The 20661-nt window shown below is 71.2% G+C and carries 15 protein-coding genes and 1 tRNA gene; 5 read left to right on the forward strand and 11 right to left on the reverse strand.

What is annotated here, in order from left to right:
• Positions 1-11: 11 nt before the first annotated feature.
• The gene (locus tag ACWDAK_RS02550) at positions 12-1094 is read right to left on the reverse strand and encodes a hypothetical protein (protein WP_427393166.1); all 1083 of its coding nucleotides are present in this window, start codon (positions 1092-1094) and stop codon (positions 12-14) included.
• Positions 1095-1378: 284 nt separating this feature from the next.
• On the opposite strand from ACWDAK_RS02550, the gene pyk reads away from it, so the two are divergent.
• On the forward strand, positions 1379-2809 hold the full coding sequence (pyk, locus tag ACWDAK_RS02555) for a pyruvate kinase (protein ID WP_427393165.1): 1431 nt from the start codon (positions 1379-1381) through the stop codon (positions 2807-2809).
• A 49-nt stretch (positions 2810-2858) separates the two neighbouring features.
• Here the strand turns inward: pyk and ACWDAK_RS02560 are convergent, their stop codons facing one another.
• Positions 2859-3620, reverse strand: a complete 762-nt coding sequence (locus ACWDAK_RS02560) for a transcriptional regulator (protein WP_344636536.1) — start codon at positions 3618-3620, stop codon at positions 2859-2861.
• Positions 3621-3740: 120 nt separating this feature from the next.
• Positions 3741-3814, reverse strand: a tRNA-Leu gene (locus ACWDAK_RS02565).
• Between the two features lie 99 nt (positions 3815-3913).
• Between ACWDAK_RS02565 and ACWDAK_RS02570 the strand changes: the two genes are divergently transcribed.
• Positions 3914-4573 carry an ANTAR domain-containing response regulator gene (locus tag ACWDAK_RS02570; protein WP_344636535.1) on the forward strand — a complete coding sequence of 220 codons (660 nt, stop codon included), beginning with the start codon at positions 3914-3916 and terminating at the stop codon, positions 4571-4573.
• A gap of 55 nt (positions 4574-4628) precedes the next feature.
• Here ACWDAK_RS02570 and ACWDAK_RS02575 read toward each other — a convergent pair whose 3' ends face one another.
• The 6 genes from ACWDAK_RS02575 to ACWDAK_RS02600 form a co-directional block, all read right to left on the reverse strand.
• Positions 4629-5345 carry an ABC transporter ATP-binding protein gene (locus tag ACWDAK_RS02575; RefSeq protein ID WP_344636534.1) on the reverse strand — a complete coding sequence of 239 codons (717 nt, stop codon included), beginning with the start codon at positions 5343-5345 and terminating at the stop codon, positions 4629-4631.
• A complete protein-coding gene (locus tag ACWDAK_RS02580) occupies positions 5342-6178 on the reverse strand; it encodes an ABC transporter ATP-binding protein (RefSeq protein ID WP_344636533.1) in 837 nt (278 codons plus the stop codon). Before ACWDAK_RS02580 ends, ACWDAK_RS02575 begins: the two co-directional genes overlap by 4 nt.
• A complete protein-coding gene (locus ACWDAK_RS02585) occupies positions 6175-7926 on the reverse strand; it encodes a branched-chain amino acid ABC transporter permease (protein ID WP_427393209.1) in 1752 nt (583 codons plus the stop codon). The genes ACWDAK_RS02580 and ACWDAK_RS02585 overlap by 4 nt, the downstream gene beginning before the upstream one ends.
• A gap of 53 nt (positions 7927-7979) precedes the next feature.
• On the reverse strand, positions 7980-8909 hold the full coding sequence (locus ACWDAK_RS02590; protein ID WP_344636532.1) for a branched-chain amino acid ABC transporter permease: 930 nt from the start codon (positions 8907-8909) through the stop codon (positions 7980-7982).
• A gap of 100 nt (positions 8910-9009) precedes the next feature.
• A complete protein-coding gene (locus tag ACWDAK_RS02595; protein ID WP_344636531.1) occupies positions 9010-10239 on the reverse strand; it encodes a branched-chain amino acid ABC transporter substrate-binding protein in 1230 nt (409 codons plus the stop codon).
• 807 nt (positions 10240-11046) lie between these two features.
• The gene (locus ACWDAK_RS02600; RefSeq protein WP_344636530.1) at positions 11047-11499 is read right to left on the reverse strand and encodes a PaaI family thioesterase; all 453 of its coding nucleotides are present in this window, start codon (positions 11497-11499) and stop codon (positions 11047-11049) included.
• 240 nt (positions 11500-11739) lie between these two features.
• Here ACWDAK_RS02600 and polA point away from each other — a divergent pair, with 240 nt between their 5' ends.
• The 3 genes from polA to ACWDAK_RS02615 all read left to right on the forward strand — a co-directional run bounded on the left by polA (position 11740) and on the right by ACWDAK_RS02615 (position 15886).
• Entirely contained in the window at positions 11740-14418 is a 2679-nt protein-coding gene (polA, locus tag ACWDAK_RS02605; RefSeq protein WP_344636561.1) for a DNA polymerase I, read from the forward strand.
• 100 nt (positions 14419-14518) lie between these two features.
• Positions 14519-15166, forward strand: coding sequence for a hypothetical protein (locus tag ACWDAK_RS02610; protein WP_344636529.1), 648 nt, complete (start codon positions 14519-14521; stop codon positions 15164-15166).
• Positions 15167-15349: 183 nt separating this feature from the next.
• Entirely contained in the window at positions 15350-15886 is a 537-nt protein-coding gene (locus tag ACWDAK_RS02615) for a hypothetical protein (RefSeq protein WP_344636528.1), read from the forward strand.
• A 370-nt stretch (positions 15887-16256) separates the two neighbouring features.
• Here the strand turns inward: ACWDAK_RS02615 and ACWDAK_RS02620 are convergent, their stop codons facing one another.
• Positions 16257-17411 carry a glycosyltransferase family 4 protein gene (locus ACWDAK_RS02620; protein ID WP_344636527.1) on the reverse strand — a complete coding sequence of 385 codons (1155 nt, stop codon included), beginning with the start codon at positions 17409-17411 and terminating at the stop codon, positions 16257-16259.
• A gap of 603 nt (positions 17412-18014) precedes the next feature.
• Entirely contained in the window at positions 18015-20621 is a 2607-nt protein-coding gene (hrpB, locus tag ACWDAK_RS02625; RefSeq protein WP_427393164.1) for an ATP-dependent helicase HrpB, read from the reverse strand.
• Positions 20622-20661 lie beyond the last annotated feature (40 nt).

Below are 20661 nucleotides of genomic sequence, written 5' to 3' on the forward strand. Positions count from 1 at the left end.
CAGCACTTCCCTCACCGGCCCTTGGCCGCATCGATCAGTTTGGACAGCATGCCGACCGCCGGGACGGGCGCCTGCCGGATCCCGGCCGCCGACAGGTCGGGGGCGAAGACGGCCGGGCTCTGCCGGCCGGACAGCGCGCCGGTGAAGGCGCCCGGGTCGGCCTGCGGGCGGAAGCCGTAGCTGGCCTCCAGCGAGCGGAGCCTTTCGTCGTCGCGCAGCAGCCGGGCGAGCCGGTCCCCGTCCGGGGTCAGGCCGATCACCGTGTGGCCACTCGAAACGGTGGTATCCGGATAGAGCGCCACCAGGTCGCCCGTCGAACGCCCCTGCGCCACCAGCGCGGCCACCTGGGACTCGTACACCAGCACCAGCGGGTCGCCGATCCCGGACAGGAAGTCCCGGTACGGCCCGTCGCTGCTGGTCTTCTGGTCGCCCTGCATCTGCGTCAGCGTCCGCACCAGCGGCGTCACCCTGGCGAGCGCCGCGTCGTCGGCGACCACCGTGCCGCCGTTCTCCAGGTAGGAGACGGCGGCCAGGTGCAGCGCGCCCGAGGAGGAGGTGGAGGGGTCGGTGGTCCTGATGTACATCGCGCCGGAGAGGTCGGGGTGGCTCTTGGCGTCCTTGAGGTCCTGCCAGTTCCGGCCCGCCTTGACCGCCTGCAGGTAGTCGGACATGTGGAACGTCCACAGGCCCGAACTCCCTTTCTCGGCGAGGCCGTTCCTGACCAGCAGCTCGGCCACCGGGGAGTGCGCCACGATGACCAGCGGCGAGTAGAACGGCCGTACCGGCTCGGTGGAGATCTGCCGCTGCTTCCTGATCTCCTCGGCCGGCGGAAGGCTGGCCGGGAAGGCGAACCCGTAGCCGTCCAGGCTGGTGCTGGCCATCGACCACGAGCCGGTGGTCTCCACGGCGACCCGGAAGCCCTTGGCCTTCAGCTCGTCGGTGACCGCCTGGTCGTTGAAGAAGTCCAGCTTCTCGGACCCGATCAGCCCGCGGACCGTCACCGTCCGGTCCGTGTCGCCCCGTTCATGGAGTATCGCGAAGGCAACCCCGGCCAGCAGCAGCAAGGACGCCAGCACGCCCCCGGCACGTCTCATCGCCAACCCTCCCTCTGGGCCCGGCCGTTCCGGATCCCCCCGGACCACCGAGGTTCCCGCCGCAGCCGGAGCGCGACCCGGCCGGACGGTGAATCGGAGGTGAACAGACGTTCACGGAACCGCATCGACGGGTGAGGGTTCGGTGCTCAACTCCCGTTCGATTCCAGAGACATCACGATGCATCAGATCTCTTCAAGAGTTAACCGAATCGTTCGCCAACTGCCATGCGGCAGGCGTGTCGGAACGTCGTTGTTACGCGCCGGTAATGCCTACGCTCTTGACTCATGCGCCGAGCAAAAATCGTCTGCACCCTCGGGCCCGCCACCGACTCGTACGACCAGATCAAGGCCCTGGTCGAAGCCGGTATGGACATCGCCCGGTTCAACCTCAGCCACGGCACCCAGCTGGAGCACGAAGAGCGCTACCGCCGGGTCCGCAAAGCCTCCGACGAGACGGGACGCAGCATCGGCGTCCTGGCCGACCTCCAAGGCCCGAAGATCCGGCTCGACACCTTCGCCGAAGGACCCGTACTCCTTGAACGCGGCGACGAGTTCACCATCTCCGTCGAGGACGGGGTGGTCGGCGACCGCGAGATCTGCGGCACCACCTACAAGGGTCTCGCCGCCGACGTCTCCCACGGCGAACGCATCCTGGTGGACGACGGCCGGGTCTGCCTGGAAGTCACCCACGTGGACGGCCCGCGCGTCCACTGCATCGTCATCGAAGGCGGCCTGGTCTCCGACCACAAGGGCCTCAACCTGCCCTCGGTCGCCGTCTCCGTGCCCGCGCTCAGCGACAAGGACGTCGCCGACCTGCGCTGGGCCCTGCGGACCGGCGCCGACCTGATCGCGCTCTCCTTCGTCCGCACCGGCCACGACATCGAGGACGTCCACCGGATCATGGCCGAGGAAGGCCGCTTCCTCCCCGTCATCGCCAAGATCGAGAAGCCGCAGGCCGTCGAGAACCTCGACGCCATCGTGGACGCCTTCGACGGCATCATGGTCGCCCGCGGCGACCTCGGCGTCGAGATGCCACTGGAACAGGTGCCCATCGTCCAGAAGCGCGCCATCAAGCTCGCCAAGCGCAACGCCAAGCCGGTCATCGTCGCCACCCAGATGCTCGACTCGATGATCCACGCCTCCCGGCCCACCCGCGCCGAAGCCTCCGACGTCGCCAACGCGGTCATCGACGGCACGGACGCGGTGATGCTCTCCGGCGAGACCTCGGTCGGCAAGTACCCCGTCGAGACCGTCAAGACCATGGGCCGGATCCTCGAAGCCGTCGAGAGCGAAGTCCTCGCCGCCGGGCTGTCCCCGCTCAGCGAACGCGGCAAGCCCCGCACCCAGGGCGGAGCCGTCGCCCGCGCCGCCGCCGAGATCGGCGACTTCCTCGGTGCCAAGTACCTCATCGCCTTCACCCAGAGCGGCGACACCGCCCGCAGGCTCACCCGCTACCGCTCGCCCATCCCCGTCCTCGCCTTCACCTACGAACCGGCCGTCCGCAGCCAACTCGCCCTCACCTGGGGCGTGGAGACCTTCCTCGGCCCCTTCGTCCCGACCACCGACGAGATGGTCGCCCAGGTCGACGCCCAACTCCTCAGCCTCGGCCGCTGCCAGCGCGGCGACATCGTCGTCATCACCGCCGGCTCACCCCCCGGCCTGGCAGGCTCCACCAACCTTGTGCGGGTCCACCACGTGGGGGAACTGGACAACTGAGAGGGGACGCCGAGGCCACGGCGCCGCTCCTCCGGGGGCTGCGCCGTGGTCAGTACTTGGGGCCGATGTGCTCGTCCATCAGCGCGACGGAGTCGCGGCGGGCGATGGAGACGTTCACCGCGCCGCTCGGGCGCTTGACGGCCTTCCAGTGCACGCCGACGGCATCGAGGGTGTCGGTGAAGATGCGGACGATGTCGGTCGAGGTGTTGGTGAAGAAGTAGCGCGGGTACTCGTAGCGCCTGGTCTCGCCACCGACCGTCCTGGTGGTCCAGTTGATGATCCGGCATCCGTCGGAGTGGATCAGACCGCGCAGCAACTCCCAGGGGCGGGTATCCATGATGCGTTGCTGCCATGGCGCCAGGGCGATGCGGCGCAGGTGCTTGGGTCCAGGGCCGTGCTGGGGGAACAGACAGGGCCAGTGCTTGCTGGTGCTGACGACGCTCGTGCAGCCCGGAGCCTGGACCCGGCTGACGCTGTTGTACGGCATGACCGAGGCGATGGCCCGCGCGCACTCCTCGATCAGACCGGGCCAGACGTTGCCGCAGGCTATTCGGAGTGCGTGGACGCCCCGGCGGCCCTCGCTGATGCAGCCGTCACCGAGGTAGAGGCCGAGCAGGTAGGCGTAGTCGGCTCGGGGAACCTTGCCGCCTTTGACCGGGCACTCGGCGGTCATGCGGGGGCTCGGGGTGATTCGGGCGGTCCACTCGCGGATCGCGAACCGTGAGATTCCCGTCGAGCGGCTGACTTCGCTGAAGGTCAGACCTGAGCGGTGCAGTGCCACCGCGTGTTCGCGTGTCACCTGGTCGTACATGTAGGCGAGATTCGGTGGTCCTGCGGCCGCGCACACCCAAACCGCTAAGACCTTCACCTGAAATGGCGAAGATCGCCAACCGTTAGGTTAGCCTAAGTGGCTTTTGAATCGAAGGAAAAGTACCCCGGGTGGGATTCGAACCCACGCTGTCGGCGGTTTGAGCGCCGTGCCTCTCACCACTGGGCTACCGGGGCATCCACAGATTCGAAGGCTGCCCCCGACCCTGCGTGAACTCAAACATACCGTGTCTAGGTAGGCTCGTGCACGCAGTCCCCGCCGGAACGAGGAGCCACGTGAGCACCGCCGACGAGCAGCCCCAGGCGCTTGAGACCGACTCGCCCCAGATCACCCGAATTGTGATCGCCGAGGACGAGACGCTGATCCGCCTCGACCTCAAGGAGATGTTGGAGGAGGAGGGCTACACCGTCGTCGGCGAGGCCGGGGACGGGGAGACGGCGGTACGGCTGGTCGAGGAGCTGAAGCCGGACCTGGCGATCCTCGATGTGAAGATGCCGGTCCTGGACGGGCTGTCGGCGGCCGAGCGGATCCACCAGAAGCACCTGGCCCCGGTGCTGATGCTGACCGCGTTCTCGCAGCGCGAGCTGGTCGACCGGGCCCGTGACGCGGGTGCGATGGCCTACATCGTGAAGCCGTTCAGCAAGAGCGACCTGGTCCCCGCGATCGAGATGGCGGTGTCCCGGCACACCGAGATGCGGGCGCTGGAGAAGGAGATCGCCGACCTCAGCCAGCGGCTGGAGACCCGCAAGCTGGTGGACCGGGCGAAGAGCGTGCTGCAGACCAAGTTCGGGCTGAACGAGCCGGCCGCGTTCCGCTGGATCCAGAAGACCTCGATGGACCGCCGGATGACCATGGCCGCGGTGGCCGAGGCCGTGATCGAGGAGGGGCAGGCCCAGGACCGCAAGAAGGCCGAGGAGGCCCAGTCCGAGGGCTGAGCCGGATCTGGCGGGGGCCCGGCCTTCGAGCAACGGCCGGGCCCTTCGCGCACGTTCAGTCCTCGCCCAGGTACGCCTTGCGGACGGACTCGTCGTGCAGCAGGTCGGCGCCCGTTCCGGTGAGCACGATCCGGCCGGTCTCCATCACGTAGCCGTGGTCGGAGAGCGAGAGCGCGGCCTGGGCGTTCTGCTCGACCAGCAGGATGGTGGTCCCGGCGGCCTTGAGCTCGACGATGGTGGCCGTGATCTTCTGCATCATCAGTGGGGACAGGCCCATCGAGGGCTCGTCCAGCATCAGCAGTTTGGGGCGGGACATCAGCGCCCGCCCCATCGCGAGCATCTGCTGCTCACCGCCCGAGAGGGTCCCGGCGGCCTGCCGGCGCCGTTCGCCGAGGATCGGGAAGAGGGTGTAGGCGCGTTCCACGTCCTCGGTGACGCCGGCCGGGTCGCGGCGCAGGAACGCGCCGAGCAGCAGGTTCTCCTCGATGGTCATCCGGGGGAAGATGTGGCGTCCCTCGGGGGAGTGGGCCAGGCCGAGCGAGACGATCCGGTGGGCGGGGACGGCGTGCAGGGCCTGCCCGTCGAAGGTGATGCTGCCGCCGGTTGGTCTGAGCAGGCCGGAGATGGTGCGCAGGGTGGTGGTCTTGCCGGCGCCGTTGGTGCCGATGAGGGTGGTGACCTCGCCCTGGTTGGCGGTGAAGCTGATCCCCTTGACGGCCTCGATCTTCCCGTAGGCGACGCGGAGGTCCTCGACCTCGAGCAGTGCGGTCACTGGTCTGCCTCCGTGGGGTCGGTGCCGGTGACCGGGGCGGCGCCGGTCGCCTGGTCGGGGCCGGTCTCGGCGAGTGGTGCGCCGAGGTAGGCGGTGATGACCCGTTCGTCGTTCTGGACGGTCTCCCGGTCGCCTTCGACGATCTTCTGGCCCTGGACCAGGACGGCGGTGCGGGTGCAGAGGTTGAAGATGAAGCGCATGTCGTGCTCGATGACCAGGACGGCGACGCCCTTGTCGCGGATCGCGAAGACCAGTTCCTCGGCGGCGCGGGTCTCCTGGGGGTTCATGCCGGCGGTGGGTTCGTCCAGCAGCAGCAGTCCGGGGTCGCTGGCCATGGCCCGGGCGATCTCCAGTTTGCGCTGCTCGCCGTAGGGGAGGTTGCGGGAGAGGTGGTCGGCCTTGGCGGCGAGGCCGGTGAACTCCAGGAGTTCCATGGCCTTTTCGCGGCTCTCGGCCTCGGCGCGGCGGTAGCCGGGGCCGCGCAGGATGGCGGAGAGGAGTCCTTCCCTGGTGCGGGTGTGCCGGCCGACCAGGACGTTCTCCAGCACGGTCATGTTGGCGAACAGCCGGATGTTCTGGAAGGTGCGGGCGATTCCGGCCTGGGTGACCAGGTGGGGTTTGGGCGGCAGGACGCTGCCCCGGAAGGTGACGGTGCCCTCGGTCGGGACGTACAGGCCGGTGAGGCAGTTGAAGAAGGTGGTCTTTCCCGCGCCGTTGGGGCCGATCAGGCCGATGATCTCGCCCTGGCCGACGGTGAGGGAGACGTCGTTGACGGCGGTGAGGCCGCCGAATCGCATGGTGACGCCGCTGACGTCGAGAAGGGTGTCGGTCATCGTGCCTCTGCCTTGGTGGGGGCGGTCTCGGTGGCGGCCGCCTGGGCGGGGATGTCGGCCTCGTGGAACTCGAGTTGCCGCCGCCGGTTGGCGATCAGGCCTTCCGGGCGGACCCGCATCAGGACGATCAGCGCGATGCCGAAGGCGAGCAGTTGGTAGTCGGAGAGGAACTCCAGCTTCTTCGGGATGAGGAAGAGCAGGGTGGCGCCGAGCAGTGGTCCGCTGATGGTGCCCATGCCGCCGAGGATGACGGCGGCCAGCAGGAAGGCGGAGTTGGGCGGCAGGGCTTCGGCGAAGGTGTACTGGTCGGGGGTGACGGTGTAGCTGACGTGGGCCTGGACGGTGCCGGCGAGTCCGGCGAGGCAGGCGCCGAGGGCGAAGGCGAGCAGTTTGAGCCGGAAGCCGTTGATGCCCATGGCTTCGGCGGCGGTCTCGTCCTCGCGGATGGCGATCCAGGCGCGGCCGATCCGGGAGTTGCCCACCCGGGCGAAGACCAGTACGACGAGGGCGGTGACCAGCAGCATCAGCAGGTAGTAGTTGGAGAAGCGGCCGAGTTGGACGCCGCCGACGGTGTGGGTGGCGCCGAAGTCGAAGCCGAGGATGTCCAGGTCGGGGATGCGCGGGATGCCGTTGGAGCCGTTGGTGACTTTGGGGCCGGTGGTGCCGTTGAGGTTGTTCATGGTGATGCGGAAGATCTCGCCGAAGCCCAGGGTCACGATGGCGAGGTAGTCGCCGCGCAGGCGCAGGGTGGGGGCGCCGATCACCACGCCGAACACGACGGAGACCGCCGCGCCGGTCAGCATGGCCGCCCAGAAGGGGAACCGGACGTGGATGGGGGAGGCGGGCGAGCCGGAGACCAGGGCGGCGGCGTAGGCACCGACGCCGAGGAAGGCGACGTAGCCGAGGTCGAGCAGTCCGGCGAGGCCGACCACGATGTTGAGGCCGAGGGCGACGGTGGCGAAGATCAGGATGTTGGCGGCGACCGAGGTGTACTGGTCGCTGGTCTGGGTGAACGGGAAGCCGGCGGCGGCGGCGAAGGCGGCGCCGGTGGTGACGGGGCGGTGTTTGAGGGTGAGGGCGCGCAGCCGGGCGATGAGGCCGGACTTGGTGAGTGCGGCGACGGTGAAGCCGGTCAGTAGCAGGTAGCCGGTGAAGAGTTCGCCGTAGTCGGTGTCGATGCCGTAGGTGATCGCGACCAGGCCGGCGGCGAAGGCCGCGATGATGAGCAGCACCTCGATCCAGGAGGGGAGTTCGCGGGGGGCCGGGAGCGGGCGGTCGATGGTGGCGAGGCGCAGTGGGAGGTGGCGGGTGATGCCCCGGCCGGTGCCGTGCGGGTGGCGGTCCAGCGGGAGGCCGAGGGCGCCGAGCAGGGCGAGCAGGGCGGTGGCGCCGGCGATCCAGCCGCCGGGTTCCAGGTTGGCCAGTCCGCCGAGTTCGGCGGAGATGGCGATCAGGGTGAACCAGGTGGTGGCGGTGGTGCCGAGGGCGGCGTAGAGGATGCCGTTGTTGCTGTCGCCGGGGTTGAGCCAGCGCAGTCCGGGCAGGCCGCGGGTGCCGACGGCGTGGGCGAGGGTGAGGAGGAGGGTGACCAGTCCGCCGGTGAGGGTGAGCCATTGGAGGCCGCCGGGGTAGCCGGTGACGGTGAGGTCGCCGGGGAAGTCGGGGGTCCAGGTCCAGGAGAGGAAGGCGGAGGCGATGGCGCCGGCGGATCCGGCGAGGGTGAGGATGCGGGCGGGGCCGGCGGACATCGGGAGGACCGGGGTGGTCGTGGTGCCGGTCGGCTCGGTGCTGCTCATGGTGGTCACGCCCTGTCCGCGACGCGCTCGCCGAGCAGCCCCTGGGGCCGGACGAGCAGCACGACGATGAGGAGTACGAAGGCCCAGACGTCCTTCCAGGCGCCGCCGCCGAACAGGTGCATTCCGGGCAGGTGTTGGATGTAGGCGGTGGCGAGTCCTTCGGCGAGGCCGAGGACGATGCCGCCGACCATGGCGCCGTAGATGTTGCCGATGCCGCCGAGGACGGCGGCGGTGAAGGCCTTGAGGCCGAGGATGAAGCCCATCCGGAAGTCGACCTGGCCGGTGCGCAGTCCGTAGGCGACGGCGGCGACGGCGGCGAAGGCGGCGCCGATGGCGAAGGCCATGACGATGATCCGGTCGGTGTCGATGCCCATCAGCTTGGCGGTGTCCGGGTCCTGGCTGGTGGCCTGCATGGCGCGGCCGGAGCGGGTGCGGGTGACGAACCAGCCGAGGATGAGCATGCAGATCGGGGCGGCGGCGATCAGGAAGAGGTCGCTGCGCTGGATGGTGGTGCCGAGGATCTGGAGCGGGTCGCCGGGGATCCTGGGGAAGACCCGGGCCTTCTTGGCGTTGGGGTAGAAGGAGAAGACGAGTTGCTGGAGGACGATGGACAGTCCGATGGCGGTGATCAGCGGGGCGAGCCTGGGGGCGCCGCGCAGGGGCCGGTAGGCGAAGCGTTCGGCGGCGACGGCGACCAGGGTGGAGACGAGGATCCCGGCGAGGAGCATGAGCGGGATGGCGAGCCAGAGGGTGGTGCCGCCGGGCAGGGCGAGGTAGGCGGTGAGGGCGCCGAAGCCGCCGACCATGAAGATCTCGCCGTGGGCGAAGTTGATGAGCTGGACGATGCCGTAAACCATCGTGTAGCCGATCGCGACGAGTCCGTAGAGGGCTCCCAGGATCAGGCCGTTGGCCAGCTGCTGCGGTAGTTCGTGCACCGCTCGGCCTCCGTAGTGCGTGGTGAGCGCGGGCTGGGTGTGGCCGCGCGGGGGCGGATCGGCGCCCCCCGCGCGGGTGGTTCGGGGCCTGGTTTCCCGGTCAGTCGGTGAAGGTGCCGGAGGTCTCCACCGCCCACTTGCCGCCGTCGACCTTGTAGACGGTGAGCTGCTTGTTGGTGGTGTCGCCGTACTCGTCGAAGGAGACCTTGCCGGTGACCCCGTTGAAGCTGACCTTCTGGACGGCGTCGACGACCTTGGCGCGGGCGTCGTCGGGCAGCTTGCCGTTGTTGGCGGCGGCGACGGCCTTGACGCCCTGGATGATGGCCCAGGCGCTGTCGTAGGAGTAGCCGCCGTAGGTCTCGTACGGGTCCTTGTAGCCGGCGGCGGCGTAGCCGGCGACGAACTTGGCGGCGGAGGGCAGCTTTCCGACGGAGAGGCCGACGGCGGTGGCCAGGTCGCCCTGGCTCTTGGGGTTGAGCTTGATGTACTCGGCGCTCTGCATGCCGTCGCCGCCCATCAGCGGGACGGCGATGCCGGCGTTCTTGAGCTGGAGCGAGAGCGGGCCGGCGGCCGGGTACTCGCCGCCGTAGTAGACGGCGTCGGCGCCGGAGCTCTTGACCTTGGTGACGATGGCGCTGAAGTCGCGGTCGTCGGGGTTGACGTGCTCCTCGCCGACGATGGTGCCGCCGAGTTTGGTGAACTCGCCCTTGAAGGTCGCGGCGAGGCCGGCGCCGTAGGTCTTCTGGTCGTCGATCAGGAAGACCTTGCTCTTCTTGGCGTCGTTGTACAGGTAGCGGGCGGCGAACGGGCCCTGGACTGCGTCGGTGGTGGCGGTGCGGAAGTAGCTCTTGAACGGGCGGACCTTGGTGCCGCTGGCCCACTTCTCGCCCTGGGTGAGTGCGACGCCGGTGTTGGCGGGGGAGATCTCGGCCAGGTTGGCGTCGTTGAAGATCTGCTGCATCGACTGCGCGACGCTGGAGTTGAGCGGTCCGACGATGCCCAGGACCTTCTTGTCGGCGACCAGCTGGGTGGCGTTCTGCTGGCCGGGTGCGGGTTTGCCGGTGTCGTCCAGGGCCTCGATCTCGAACTTGACGCCGGGGACCTCGTTGGTGCTGTTGGCGGTCTTGATCGCGAGGTCGACGGAGTTCTTGATGCCGAGGCCGAGGGCGGAGAGGTCGCCGGTGAGCGGGGCGTCGACGCCGATGACGACGGTGGTGCCGCTTGCGGCGCTGCCCGAGCCGCCCTTGTCGTGGTTCCGTGAGCCGCAGGCCGTGACGGTGAGTGCTCCCACGACTGCGATGCTCACGACGAGCGTTGAACGATGACGCACGAGGGTTCCCTTTCTGCGGAGGGCACCCGCCCGAACGTGCGGCGGGGGCGTCAGGGCGCGCACTGAGGCCAGGCCCGATCCGTCGGCGCGGTGACTGGGCGTGACTCTAGAACGCGTTCGACAGCTCGGGCAGGGGGCCGGACAGGCTGTGATTCTCTTGTTATCGGAATCCGCCGTGGCGTTCCGGCATTTCGATCTTTCCCATTTGACGGGATGCCGCTGGTCGGGGTGCGGGGAGCGGCCGCCATCACGGCCCGCGGCCCGAAGACCGTTGGGTGGTGCTGGAGTTCGGAATGCGGACAGCGGACTCCGGTTCGCCGTAACCGGTCGGCCGTGTCCGAATATCGGAGTGCGGGCAGGCTGAATTGCGGAACTCGGGGTCGTTTGCGGCGGGGGTGCAACAGGAAAACCGGGGCAAAGTCCGGATTTCACGTTCATTACTCAGCGTTATATCGAAGGATGTGCGTCCGGATCGACATGGAGATCTGACGGCACGTCAAGTCGCCTGAACGGCCTGGTCGAAGCCCCCCTCGCGGCCCTTGGTTCAGGCGGAGGCTGCCCGGCTGGTACGCGACTCAAACGGCGGTGCGGCCCGGGACTTTTGGGGCGCGCGGAACGCACGAGGCGGTCGGGGCTGGGGAGTTGGGGCCATCGGGGCCCGGGCCGGTTGCAGGGGTGGGGTTCTTCGCCCGGTCGGCCGCGGGGGAGGGGTGGAGCCCGGTGGGGGTGGTGCGGGACGGCGAAGGGGCGCGGTTTCCCGCGCCCCCGTCGGCCGCTGCCCGGCCGACGGAGCCGGCCGGGGGTCGCTCAGAGATCCCTGAGCATGCAGGTGAGCCGGCAGCTGGTGATCCGCTTGCCGGTGTCGTCCGTGATGGCGATCTCGTAGGTCGCGGCGGTGCGGCCCTTGAAGACGGCGGTGGCCACGCCGGTCACCAGGCCCGAGGTGGCCGAGCGGTGGTGGGTGGCGTTGAGGTCGACGCCGACCGCGTAGCGGCCGGGGCCGGCGTGCAGCATGGCGCCGATCGAGCCGAGCGTCTCGGCCAGCGCGGCCGAGGCGCCGCCGTGCAGCAGCCCGTACGGCTGCTGGTTGCCCTCGACCGGCATGGTGCCGACCACCCGGTCGCCGGACGCCTCCACGATCCGGATGCCGAGGCGGTCGCCGAGGTGGCCGCCGGTGAAGGTGGACGCGTCGACGCCCAGCTTCGCGAAGTGGTCGAGGACGTCCTGCGGGACTTTGAGAACCGGTGCCGCGTCGGTCATGGTGCTCCTGCCGTTCGAGGTTCACATCGTTGTGCGTCGTGGGCGCTGCTGACTGTGATCGTACGACCGGCACGGCCGTGCGGGGGCGGGCTGCCGGTGCGCGTGCTCGCGGGCGTTGTCGGCGGCGGGCCATAGGATCGGTGGGGAGAAGTGGAACCGGCAGGAACGGACGTTGACGTGGCTACGCAGAGTGCAGGCAAGAGTGCGTCGGGTGGCGCTGCGGGGTCCCGCCCCCGGCTGATGCTGCTCGACGGGCATTCGATGGCGTACCGGGCGTGGTTCGCCCTGCCCGTGGAGAACTTCAACACCTCCACCGGCCAGTCCACCAACGCGGTGTACGGCTTCGCCTCGATGCTCGCCAACACCGTGCGGGACGAGCAGCCGACCCACCTCGCGGTCGCCTTCGACCTCTCCCGGAATACCTTCCGCTCCCAGGAGTTCCCCGACTACAAGGCCAACCGGGCCAAGACGCCGGACGAGTTCAGGAGCCAGATCGGCCTGATCCACGAACTGCTCGACGCCATGAAGATCTCCCGGATGTCGGTGGAGGGCTTCGAGGCGGACGACATCATCGCCACCCTGGCCACCGCCGCCGCGGCCGAGGGCTTCGAGGTGCTGATCGTCACCGGCGACCGGGACTCGCTCCAGCTGGTCAGCGAGCACGTCACCGTGCTGTACCCGACCAAGGGCGTCTCCGAGCTCACCCGCTACACCCCGGAGAAGGTGGCCGAGAAGTACGGCGTGCGGCCCGACCAGTACCCGGACCTGGCCGCGCTGCGCGGCGACCCGTCCGACAACCTGCCCGGCATCCCCGGCGTCGGTGAGAAGACCGCCGCGAAGTGGGTCAACCAGTTCGGCTCCTTCGACGAGTTGGTCGCCCGCGCCGACGAGGTCAAGGGCAAGATCGGCGAGAAGCTGCGCGAGCACCTCGACTCGGTCAAGCGCAACCGGATCCTCACCGAGCTGGTCCGGGACGTCGAACTCCCGCTCGGCGTCGCCGACCTGGCGCGTACGCCGTTCGACAAGGCGGCGGTCGGCCAGATCCTGGAGGCGTTGGAGTTCCGCAACCCGAACTTCCGCGACCGCGTCCACGGCGTCGACCCGGGCGGCGCCGAGGAGGCCGCCGAGCTCGCCGCCGCCCCCGCTGTCGCCGTCGAGGGCGAACTGCTCACCGAGCCGGGCTCCCTGGCCGCCTGGCTGGCGGCGCACGGGGAGAGCCGGATCGCCGTCGCCGCCGACTACGAGTGGGCGCTCGGCACCGGCAGGGTGCAGGAGATCGCGCTGGCGGCCGGAGAGGAAGTGGCCTGGTTCGACCCGGCCGAGCTCACCGAGGCCGACGAGCGCGCCTTCGCCGGCTGGCTCGCCGACGCCACCCGCCCCAAGGCCCTGCACATCGCCAAGCAGGTGATGCGCGCCTTCGCCGAGCACGGCTGGCAGATCGCCGGGGTGGCCGCCGACACCGCGCTCGCCGCCTACCTCGACAAGCCGGGCCGCCGCACCTTCACCCTCGACGTGCTCGCCGAGGAGTACCTGGCCCGCTCGCTCGCGCCCGCCGCCGCGGCGGAGAGCGGCCAGCTCTCCTTCGACACCCCCGAGCACGACCCCACCGCCGGTGCCCAGGCGCTGATGACCCAGGCCCGCGCCGTGCTGGACCTCGCGGTGTACTTCGACACCAGGCTCGCCCAGGTCGGTGCCGACAAGCTGATGCACGAGATGGAGCTGCCCATCGCCGAGCTGCTGGCCCGGATGGAGCGCACCGGTATCGCCGCCGACCGCGCATGGTTGACCACCATCGAGTCCCAGTTCGCCACCGAGATCCAGCGCTGTGTGGAGGAGGCGCACGCCGCGGCCGGGCACCCGTTCAACCTCGGCTCGCCCAAGCAGCTCCAGGAGATCCTCTTCGGCGAGCTGGGCCTGCCCAAGACCAAGAAGATCAAGACTGGCTACACCACCGACGCCGACGCGCTGACCTGGCTGGCCACCCAGACCACCAACGAGCTGCCGGTCATCCTGCTGCGCCACCGCGACCAGGCCAAGCTGCGCACCACGGTGGAGGGCCTCCTCAAGACGGTCTCCCCGCAGGGCCGGATCCACACCACCTTCAACCAGATGGTCGCCGCCACCGGCCGCCTCTCCTCGCAGGACCCGAACCTGCAGAACATCCCGGTCCGCACCGAGGAGGGCCGGATGATCCGCCGCGCCTTCGTGGTCGGCGAGGGCTACGAGGCGCTGCTCACCGCCGACTACTCGCAGATCGAGCTGCGCATCATGGCCCACCTCTCCGAGGACGAGGCCCTGATCGAGGCCTTCGCCAGCGGCGAGGACCTGCACACCACGGTCGCCTCCCAGGTCTTCGAGGTCGCCCCCGGCGCGGTGGACGCCGAGATGCGCCGCAAGATCAAGGCGATGTCGTACGGACTCGCGTACGGGCTGTCCGCGTACGGGCTCTCCCAGCAGCTCGGCATCAAGCCCGCCGAGGCCCAGGGCCTGATGGACACCTACTTCGAGCGCTTCGGCGGTGTCCGCGACTACCTGCGCCGGGTGGTGGAGGAGGCCCGCGCCACCGGTTACACCGAGACCCTGCTCGGCCGCCGCCGCTACCTGCCCGACCTCACCAGCGACAACCGCCAGCGCCGCGAGATGGCCGAGCGGATGGCCCTCAACGCCCCGATCCAGGGCTCGGCCGCCGACATCGTCAAGATCGCGATGCTCCGGGTCGACGAGCAGCTGCGCCAGGCCGGGCTGCGCACCCGGATGCTGCTCCAGGTGCACGACGAGATCGTGCTGGAGCTGGCCCCGGGCGAGCACGAGCAGGCCGAGAAGATCGTCCGCGAGCAGATGGCGGGGGCGTACCCGCTGCGCGCCCCGCTCGACGTCTCGGTCGGCGTCGGCGCCAACTGGGAGACGGCGGCGCACTGATCCCCGCTCGGCGGCGGGCGGCCGGCGCTGGCCGTCCGCCGTCCGACGGTGTGTCAGCACTCCCCTTGCGTGGCGGTTCCCCGGCGGGGACGCTGGGGGTATGGGTGCTGACAGCATGCTGGAGCGCGGCCCCGATTCGACCGCCCTGGTGTTCCGCAGCGGCGGCGGTACGCGGGGCTTCGCGCGCCAGCAGGTGCTGCGCAGCGGTGGGCCGGCGCTGCTGAGTCTGCTGCTGCTGGTCCCGGCCGTGGTGCCGGTGGCCGCGGTGCTGCTGGCGCTCGGGACCGGCAGAACGCTCGCGCTGTCGATCGCCGCCGTGCCGGTGGCCGCCGGAGTGGCGGTCGTATGGGTGCGCACCGCGCGGGAGGTGCTGCGGCAGCTCCGCCGAGTGGAGTTCGCCCCGGCCGAGGCCCCCTCCGCAGTGCGGTTCGTGCGCGCGGGCGAGCCCGGCGGCTGGCTGCCGATCGCCGAGTTGGAGCGGATCCTGCTGGTTCAGTGGACCGTCCTGCCGTACCCCGGTGACCGGCGGCCTGCTGGCGGTTTCTTCACCGTCCGGCTGGTCATGCGGTACGGAGTGGAGAACCCGCATCTGGTCCGGCACCGGCCGGACTCGCGGCGTCTGGCCAGGACGCTGAAGGATCTCCTCGCCGGGAGTGGTGTCCCGGTGGAGCTGGAGATCCGGCAGCTGGTGCGCCGACGGCCGCGGCCGCGCGGCTGGGTCGGGGGCGGCTCGACCTCGGCTGTGTGAGGAGTCGCCGGTTCGTCCCTGCGGCCCGGTTCGACTACCAACGCTTGGTGAAAGCATTCCTGATCGATCATCAGATATTCACTGTGCGAGATCTACTCGCATAGACCCGGTTCTGCTGTCATGGGTTCGGCCCTGTGTTTGAAAGGGCCCCATCAATCGACTCCCTCCCCACAGGAGACCCCCATGTCCAGCGCCCGGAGACTGCCCGCGCTCGCCCTCGCCCTCGCGACCACCGGCCTGGTGTTCGGCGCCGGTGCCGCCGACGCCGCGGCCCGGCCCGTCACCCCCACCTGCAGCCAGGCCCAGCTGCCGCTCCCCGACTCGCGGTGCCAGCCCGGAGCCGTCAACCCGGCCGTCACCCAGGCCAACATCGACTCCACCATCTGCACTCCCGGCTACACCGCCACGGTCCGCCCGCCGACCTCGTACACCAACCCGCTGAAGATCAAGCAGATCACCCAGTACGGCTTCCAGGACACCAACACCTCCGACTACGAGGAGGACCACCTGATAGCCCTGGAGATCGGCGGCAACCCCACCAGCCCGCAGAACCTGTGGCCCGAGCCCCGCTACGCGGTCAACGGCAAGACGGCCGGCAACAAGGACACCGTGGAGAACAAGCTCCACAAGGCGGTCTGCGCGCACCAGGTCGGGCTGGTGGCCGCCCAGCGTGCCATCGCCACCAACTGGACCACCGCGCTGTCGGTCCTCGGCCTGTAGTGACGCGGCGCCGACCGACACCGATCGGTGCGGGCCGGCGTTGACCGGTGCGCACCGGCAGTGACCCGACGGGTCGGTGGTGACCGGCGCGGGCCGGCGCTGACCCGACAGGACCGGCACCGGCCTGCGCCGCCGCCCCCGGAGCGCGGGTGCGGCGGCGCGGGTGCGGTCCTGGGTGCGTGCGCCGGTAGCGGGATGGTCACTGTGGTCGGGGCTCCGGTCATCGAAGGGCGCCCGAACCGCCCCGCCGGTTGCGGTGGTTGGCGGCGCAGAGGTGGTCGGCCGATCGCCCCCTGCGGCGCGGTGCCTCACGCCTCGCGGCGCTGCCTGCCGCAGAGCGCCCGGACCGGACGGCCGCGCGGGTTCCCGCTCACCGCTCCCGGTGCACGGCGGTGAGGCTGTGTTCGGGCGAGAGCAGCTCGATCAGATGGCGGGCGGAGGCGTCCCACGACCAGGACTGCTGGACCCAGCTGCGGCCCCGGGCGCCGATCGCCGCGCGCTCGGGGTCGAGCAGCAGCTCGGTCAGCGCCCGGGCGACGGCCGCCGGATCCGACCCGTCCACCACCCGGCCGGTCCGGCCGTCGAGCACGGTGTCGGGAGCGCCGCCCGAGTCGCCCACGACCACCGGCAGACCGCTCGCGGCGGCCTCCAGGAAGACGATCCCCAGGCCCTCGGCCTCCAGGCCGCCTTTCCGGGTGCGGCACGGCATGGCGAAGACGTCGGCGGCGGCGTAGTACGGCGGTGTCTCGGCGTGCGACCTGCCGCCGGCGAAGTGCACCGATCCGGGCGTGGTGTGACGCTGCGCGAGCTTGCGCAGCCGCGCCTCGTCGGGACCCTGGCCGACCACGAGCAGGACGGCGTCCGGTACGGCGCGCCGGACCAGCGGAAGTGCCCGGATCAGCACGTCCTGGCCCTTGCGGGGCACCAGGCGGGCCACGCACAGGATCACCGGCCTTTCCTGCAGGCCGAGTCGGGTTCGGAGGGCGAGGCCGGCACCGGCGTCCGGCCGGTACACCTCGGCGTCGACGCCCGGCACCAAGCGGCTGAGTCGGGCCCGGGGGCCGAGAGCGGGCTCGATCCGGCGGCGGGTGTACTGGCCGAGGTAGGTGACGGCGTCGACACCGTCGCCGATCCGCCGCATCAGCCGGCGGGCGCCGGGTGTCCTGGCCCACCAGATCTCGTGGCCGTGCGTGGTGGCCACGGTGCGTCGGACACCGCTGCGGTGCAGGGCCGGTGCCATCAGGGCGAGCGGTGCGGCAGCGCCGAACCAGACCCGGTCGCAGCCGTGGACCTGGGCGATCTCGACCGCGCGCCGGGTCACCCGCCCGGTCGGCAGCAGCATCCGGGCGGGGTCCCGGATGACCGGGAACGGGAGGGTCGCGTCGAAGACTGCGCCGCCCGGCTCGTGCGAGGTGTAGACGACGACCTCGTCGGCCGGCATGCGGGTGGCCATGGCGTGCACGAAGGTCTCGATGCCGCCCTGCCGGGGCGGGAAGTCGTTGGTGATGACGAGGGTGGAGCCCATGGCGGGGTGTCAGGCCCTTCGGGTGGTGGGAGACGGACGGGCACCTGGAAACGGCCAGGCGGTGGGAGTGGGTGGGCGCCCGGGAAGCGGCCGGGCGGGTGGGTGCGGCGGTCAGGAGGTGAAGAGGTGGTTGCGGCGGTCGTCGGGGACCTTCCGCACCGGCTCCCGACTCCGTCGGAGTGCGGCGCGTGCGGGCGCCGGGAGTTGACGCTAGGCGTGGCCGCTGTCGGTCGCGTCAGCCCTCGCATTGACATCGGGTCAATCGCTGGGGCCACCCGGCCGCGACGTCATCCCGGCGATGTACGGCCGAGGGCTCCTGGACGCACAACTGACACCGGGTCAGTCGTGTGTGGAGTGCGAGGATGCCCGATCGCTCCCACGACTTGTGCGTGGGGCGGGGTGTCGCCGGCGCCGTGGCGCCGGTTCGTTGACTTCGATCACCTGGTCAACGGTGCCGTGAGCCGCCCGGGTGGCGCATCGGACCGTCGGTGGCAATGACGGCAGCACCGACAGCCCGTGGGTTTACACCCACGGGCTGATGTCCGCTCGAGCAAGCAGCCCTGTCGGTCGAGCAGTTGGCCGGTGCTCCCCGGCGTACCGCCGTTACCGCTCGCTCGGGTTCTCCGGCCAGGCGTGGCGGGGGTAGCGGCCGCGCAGTTCGGCGCGGACGGCGCGGTAGCCCTCGCGCCAGAACGAGGCGAGGTCGCCGGTGACGGCGGCCGGGCGGCCGGCCGGAGAGAGCAGGTGGACCGTCAGCGGCACCCGGCCGTCGACCAGTGCGGGTGCGGCCTGCCAGCCGAAGAACTCCTGCAACTTCGCTGCCAGCACCGGGCGTTCGGTCGAGTAGTCCACCCTGATCCGGGCACCGCTCGGCACGGTGATCCGCTCGGGCGCCAGTTCGTCCAGCCGCCCGGCCTCTCCGGTGGCCCAGGGGAGCAGCCGCTGGAGTGCGGTGGCGGTGTCGATCCGTTCCAGGTCGACCCGGCGGCGGGCGCGGGAGAGCTCGGGCTCCAGCCAGTCCTCGGCAGCCGCCAGCAGTCCCTGGTCGCTGACGTCCGGCCAGGGCGCGCCGAGCACGCGGTGCAGCAGGGCCAGCCGCTGTCGCAGCGCCACCGCCTTGGGCGACCAGTTGAGCAGTGCGCCCACCCCCTCGCGGGTCAGCCCCTCCAGCAGGGCCGTCCGTAGCAGCCCGGGGTCCGGATCCGGCAGCGGCAGAGCGGTGAGCTCGATCGCCCCCAACTCCTCGACCCGGCGTGCGGCGACGTCCCCGCGCCGTCCGCCCGGCGGCACCACCCAGCGCACCTCGGTGCGCTCCGACAGCAGCGAGGCACCGGCCAGCCGGGCCGTCCCCTCGTCCAGTACCACCGCGCGCTGGACCCGCGCCGAGGGGGAGCCCGCCGGTCGGTCCGCGACCGCCACCGCCAGCCAGCCCGCCCCGGCGAGCGCCGAACCGGCCGCGGTCTCGGCCGCCGTGCCGGAGGCCATCAGGTACGGGCCGTCCGCGGACCGCGCCCGCGCGATCCGCTCGGGGTGCGCGAGCGCGACCACCAGCCCGGCGGTGACGGCATCGGACGGCCCTGCGGCCCCGCTCCCGGAGCGGCCGGTGCCGGCGGGCGAGGCGGAGGCGTTCGCGGTGCCGGACGTGTCGGCGCTCTCCACGGGCCGGTCGGCGCTGTCCGGGAGCCGGTCGGCGGTGGGCGAGGCGGCGCGGTGCAGGCGGCGGACCTCCTGCTGCCACCGGGAGGCGTAGGCGTCCCCGGCTCCGCGCACCGTGCGCCAGACGGCCAGCAGGTCGTCGCCCAGTGCGCGCGGGGGCTCCTCGGAGAGCAGGGCGACCAGTTCGGCCGCGCGGCGTCCGCCGACCACACCGGTACCGTCCAACAGAGCGCGGCCGAGCCGGGGGTGCAGGCCGGTGCGGGCGATCCGGATCCCGCGTTCGGTGGCCCGCCCCTTGCCGTCCACCGCGCCGAGCGCGGACAGCGTCTGGCGCGCCGCGGCCAGCGCGCCGGCGGGCGGGGAGTCGGGTAGCGCGAGGCCGCGGGCGTCCGGATCGCCCCAGCAGGCGGCCTGCAGCGCGAACCCGGTCAGGTCGGCGAGCGCGATCTCGGGTGTGGGGAAGCGCGGCGCCCGCGCGTCCTCGACCTCCGCCCAGCAGCGGTAGACCGCGCCGGGAGCCTCGCGCCCGGCGCGCCCCGCGCGCTGCCGGCCCGCAGCCAGCGAGGCCCGTACGGTGACCAGGCCGGACAGTCCGCGCGCATGGTCGGTACGCGGCTCCCGCGCCAACCCGCAGTCGACCACCACCCGGACCCCAGGGACGGTCAGCGAGGACTCGGCGACCGAGGTGGCCAGAATGACCCGGCGCCGGTCGCCGACCGACAGCGCCGCGTCCTGCACCGACTGCGGCGCCTGCCCGTGCAACTGCACAAGCTCGGCATCGACCGTACCGGCGAGCATCCCGGCGACCCGGGCGATCTCGCCGACGCCGGGCAGGAAGCAGAGCAGGTCACCGGAGCGCTCGCCGAGCGCCCGGCGGACGGTCGCGGCGACATGGTCGAGCAGCGCCGGATCGGTACGGATCCCGTGCGGAGGGCGCACGGCACGCGGCGGGGGCGCCCAGACCACCTCGACGGGGTACGAGACGCCGTGCGCCTCCACCACCGGGGCGGGCCCTTCCTCACCGCCGAGCAACCCGGCCCAGGCGGCGGTGTCCGAGGTCGCCGAGGCGCAAACCAGCCGCAGTTCGGGGCGGAGCGCGGCCCGGACGTCCAGCAGGAAGGCGAGTGCGGTGTCCGCGTCCAGGTGCCGTTCGTGGCACTCGTCCAGGACGACCGTGTCCACACCGCCCAACTCGGGGTCGCGCTGGAGCCGTTGCAGCAGCACGCCGGTGGTGACCACCTCCACCACGGTGTCCGGGCCGGTCTTCCGCTCGCCCCGGACGGTGTACCCCACCCGGCGCCCCACGCTCTCGCCGAGCAGCCAGGCCATCCGGCGCGCCGCTGCCCGAACCGCCAGCCTGCGCGGCTCGGCCACCAGCACACGCCGCACCGGCTCGGGGGAGTCCTCGACCAACCCGGCCAGGGCGAGCGGCACCAGGGTGGTCTTCCCGGTGCCGGGCGGTGCCGAGAGAACGGCGGTGCCGCGCGCCTCCAGGGCCTGCCGCAGTGGTGCGACGGCGGTGCGGACGGGGAGTTCGAGCCAGGCGGGGTTCACGTGCAGCAGTATGTGCGAAGTCCGGTGCGGGGTGTGCACG

This window comes from Kitasatospora sp. NPDC001175, from assembly GCF_053598215.1.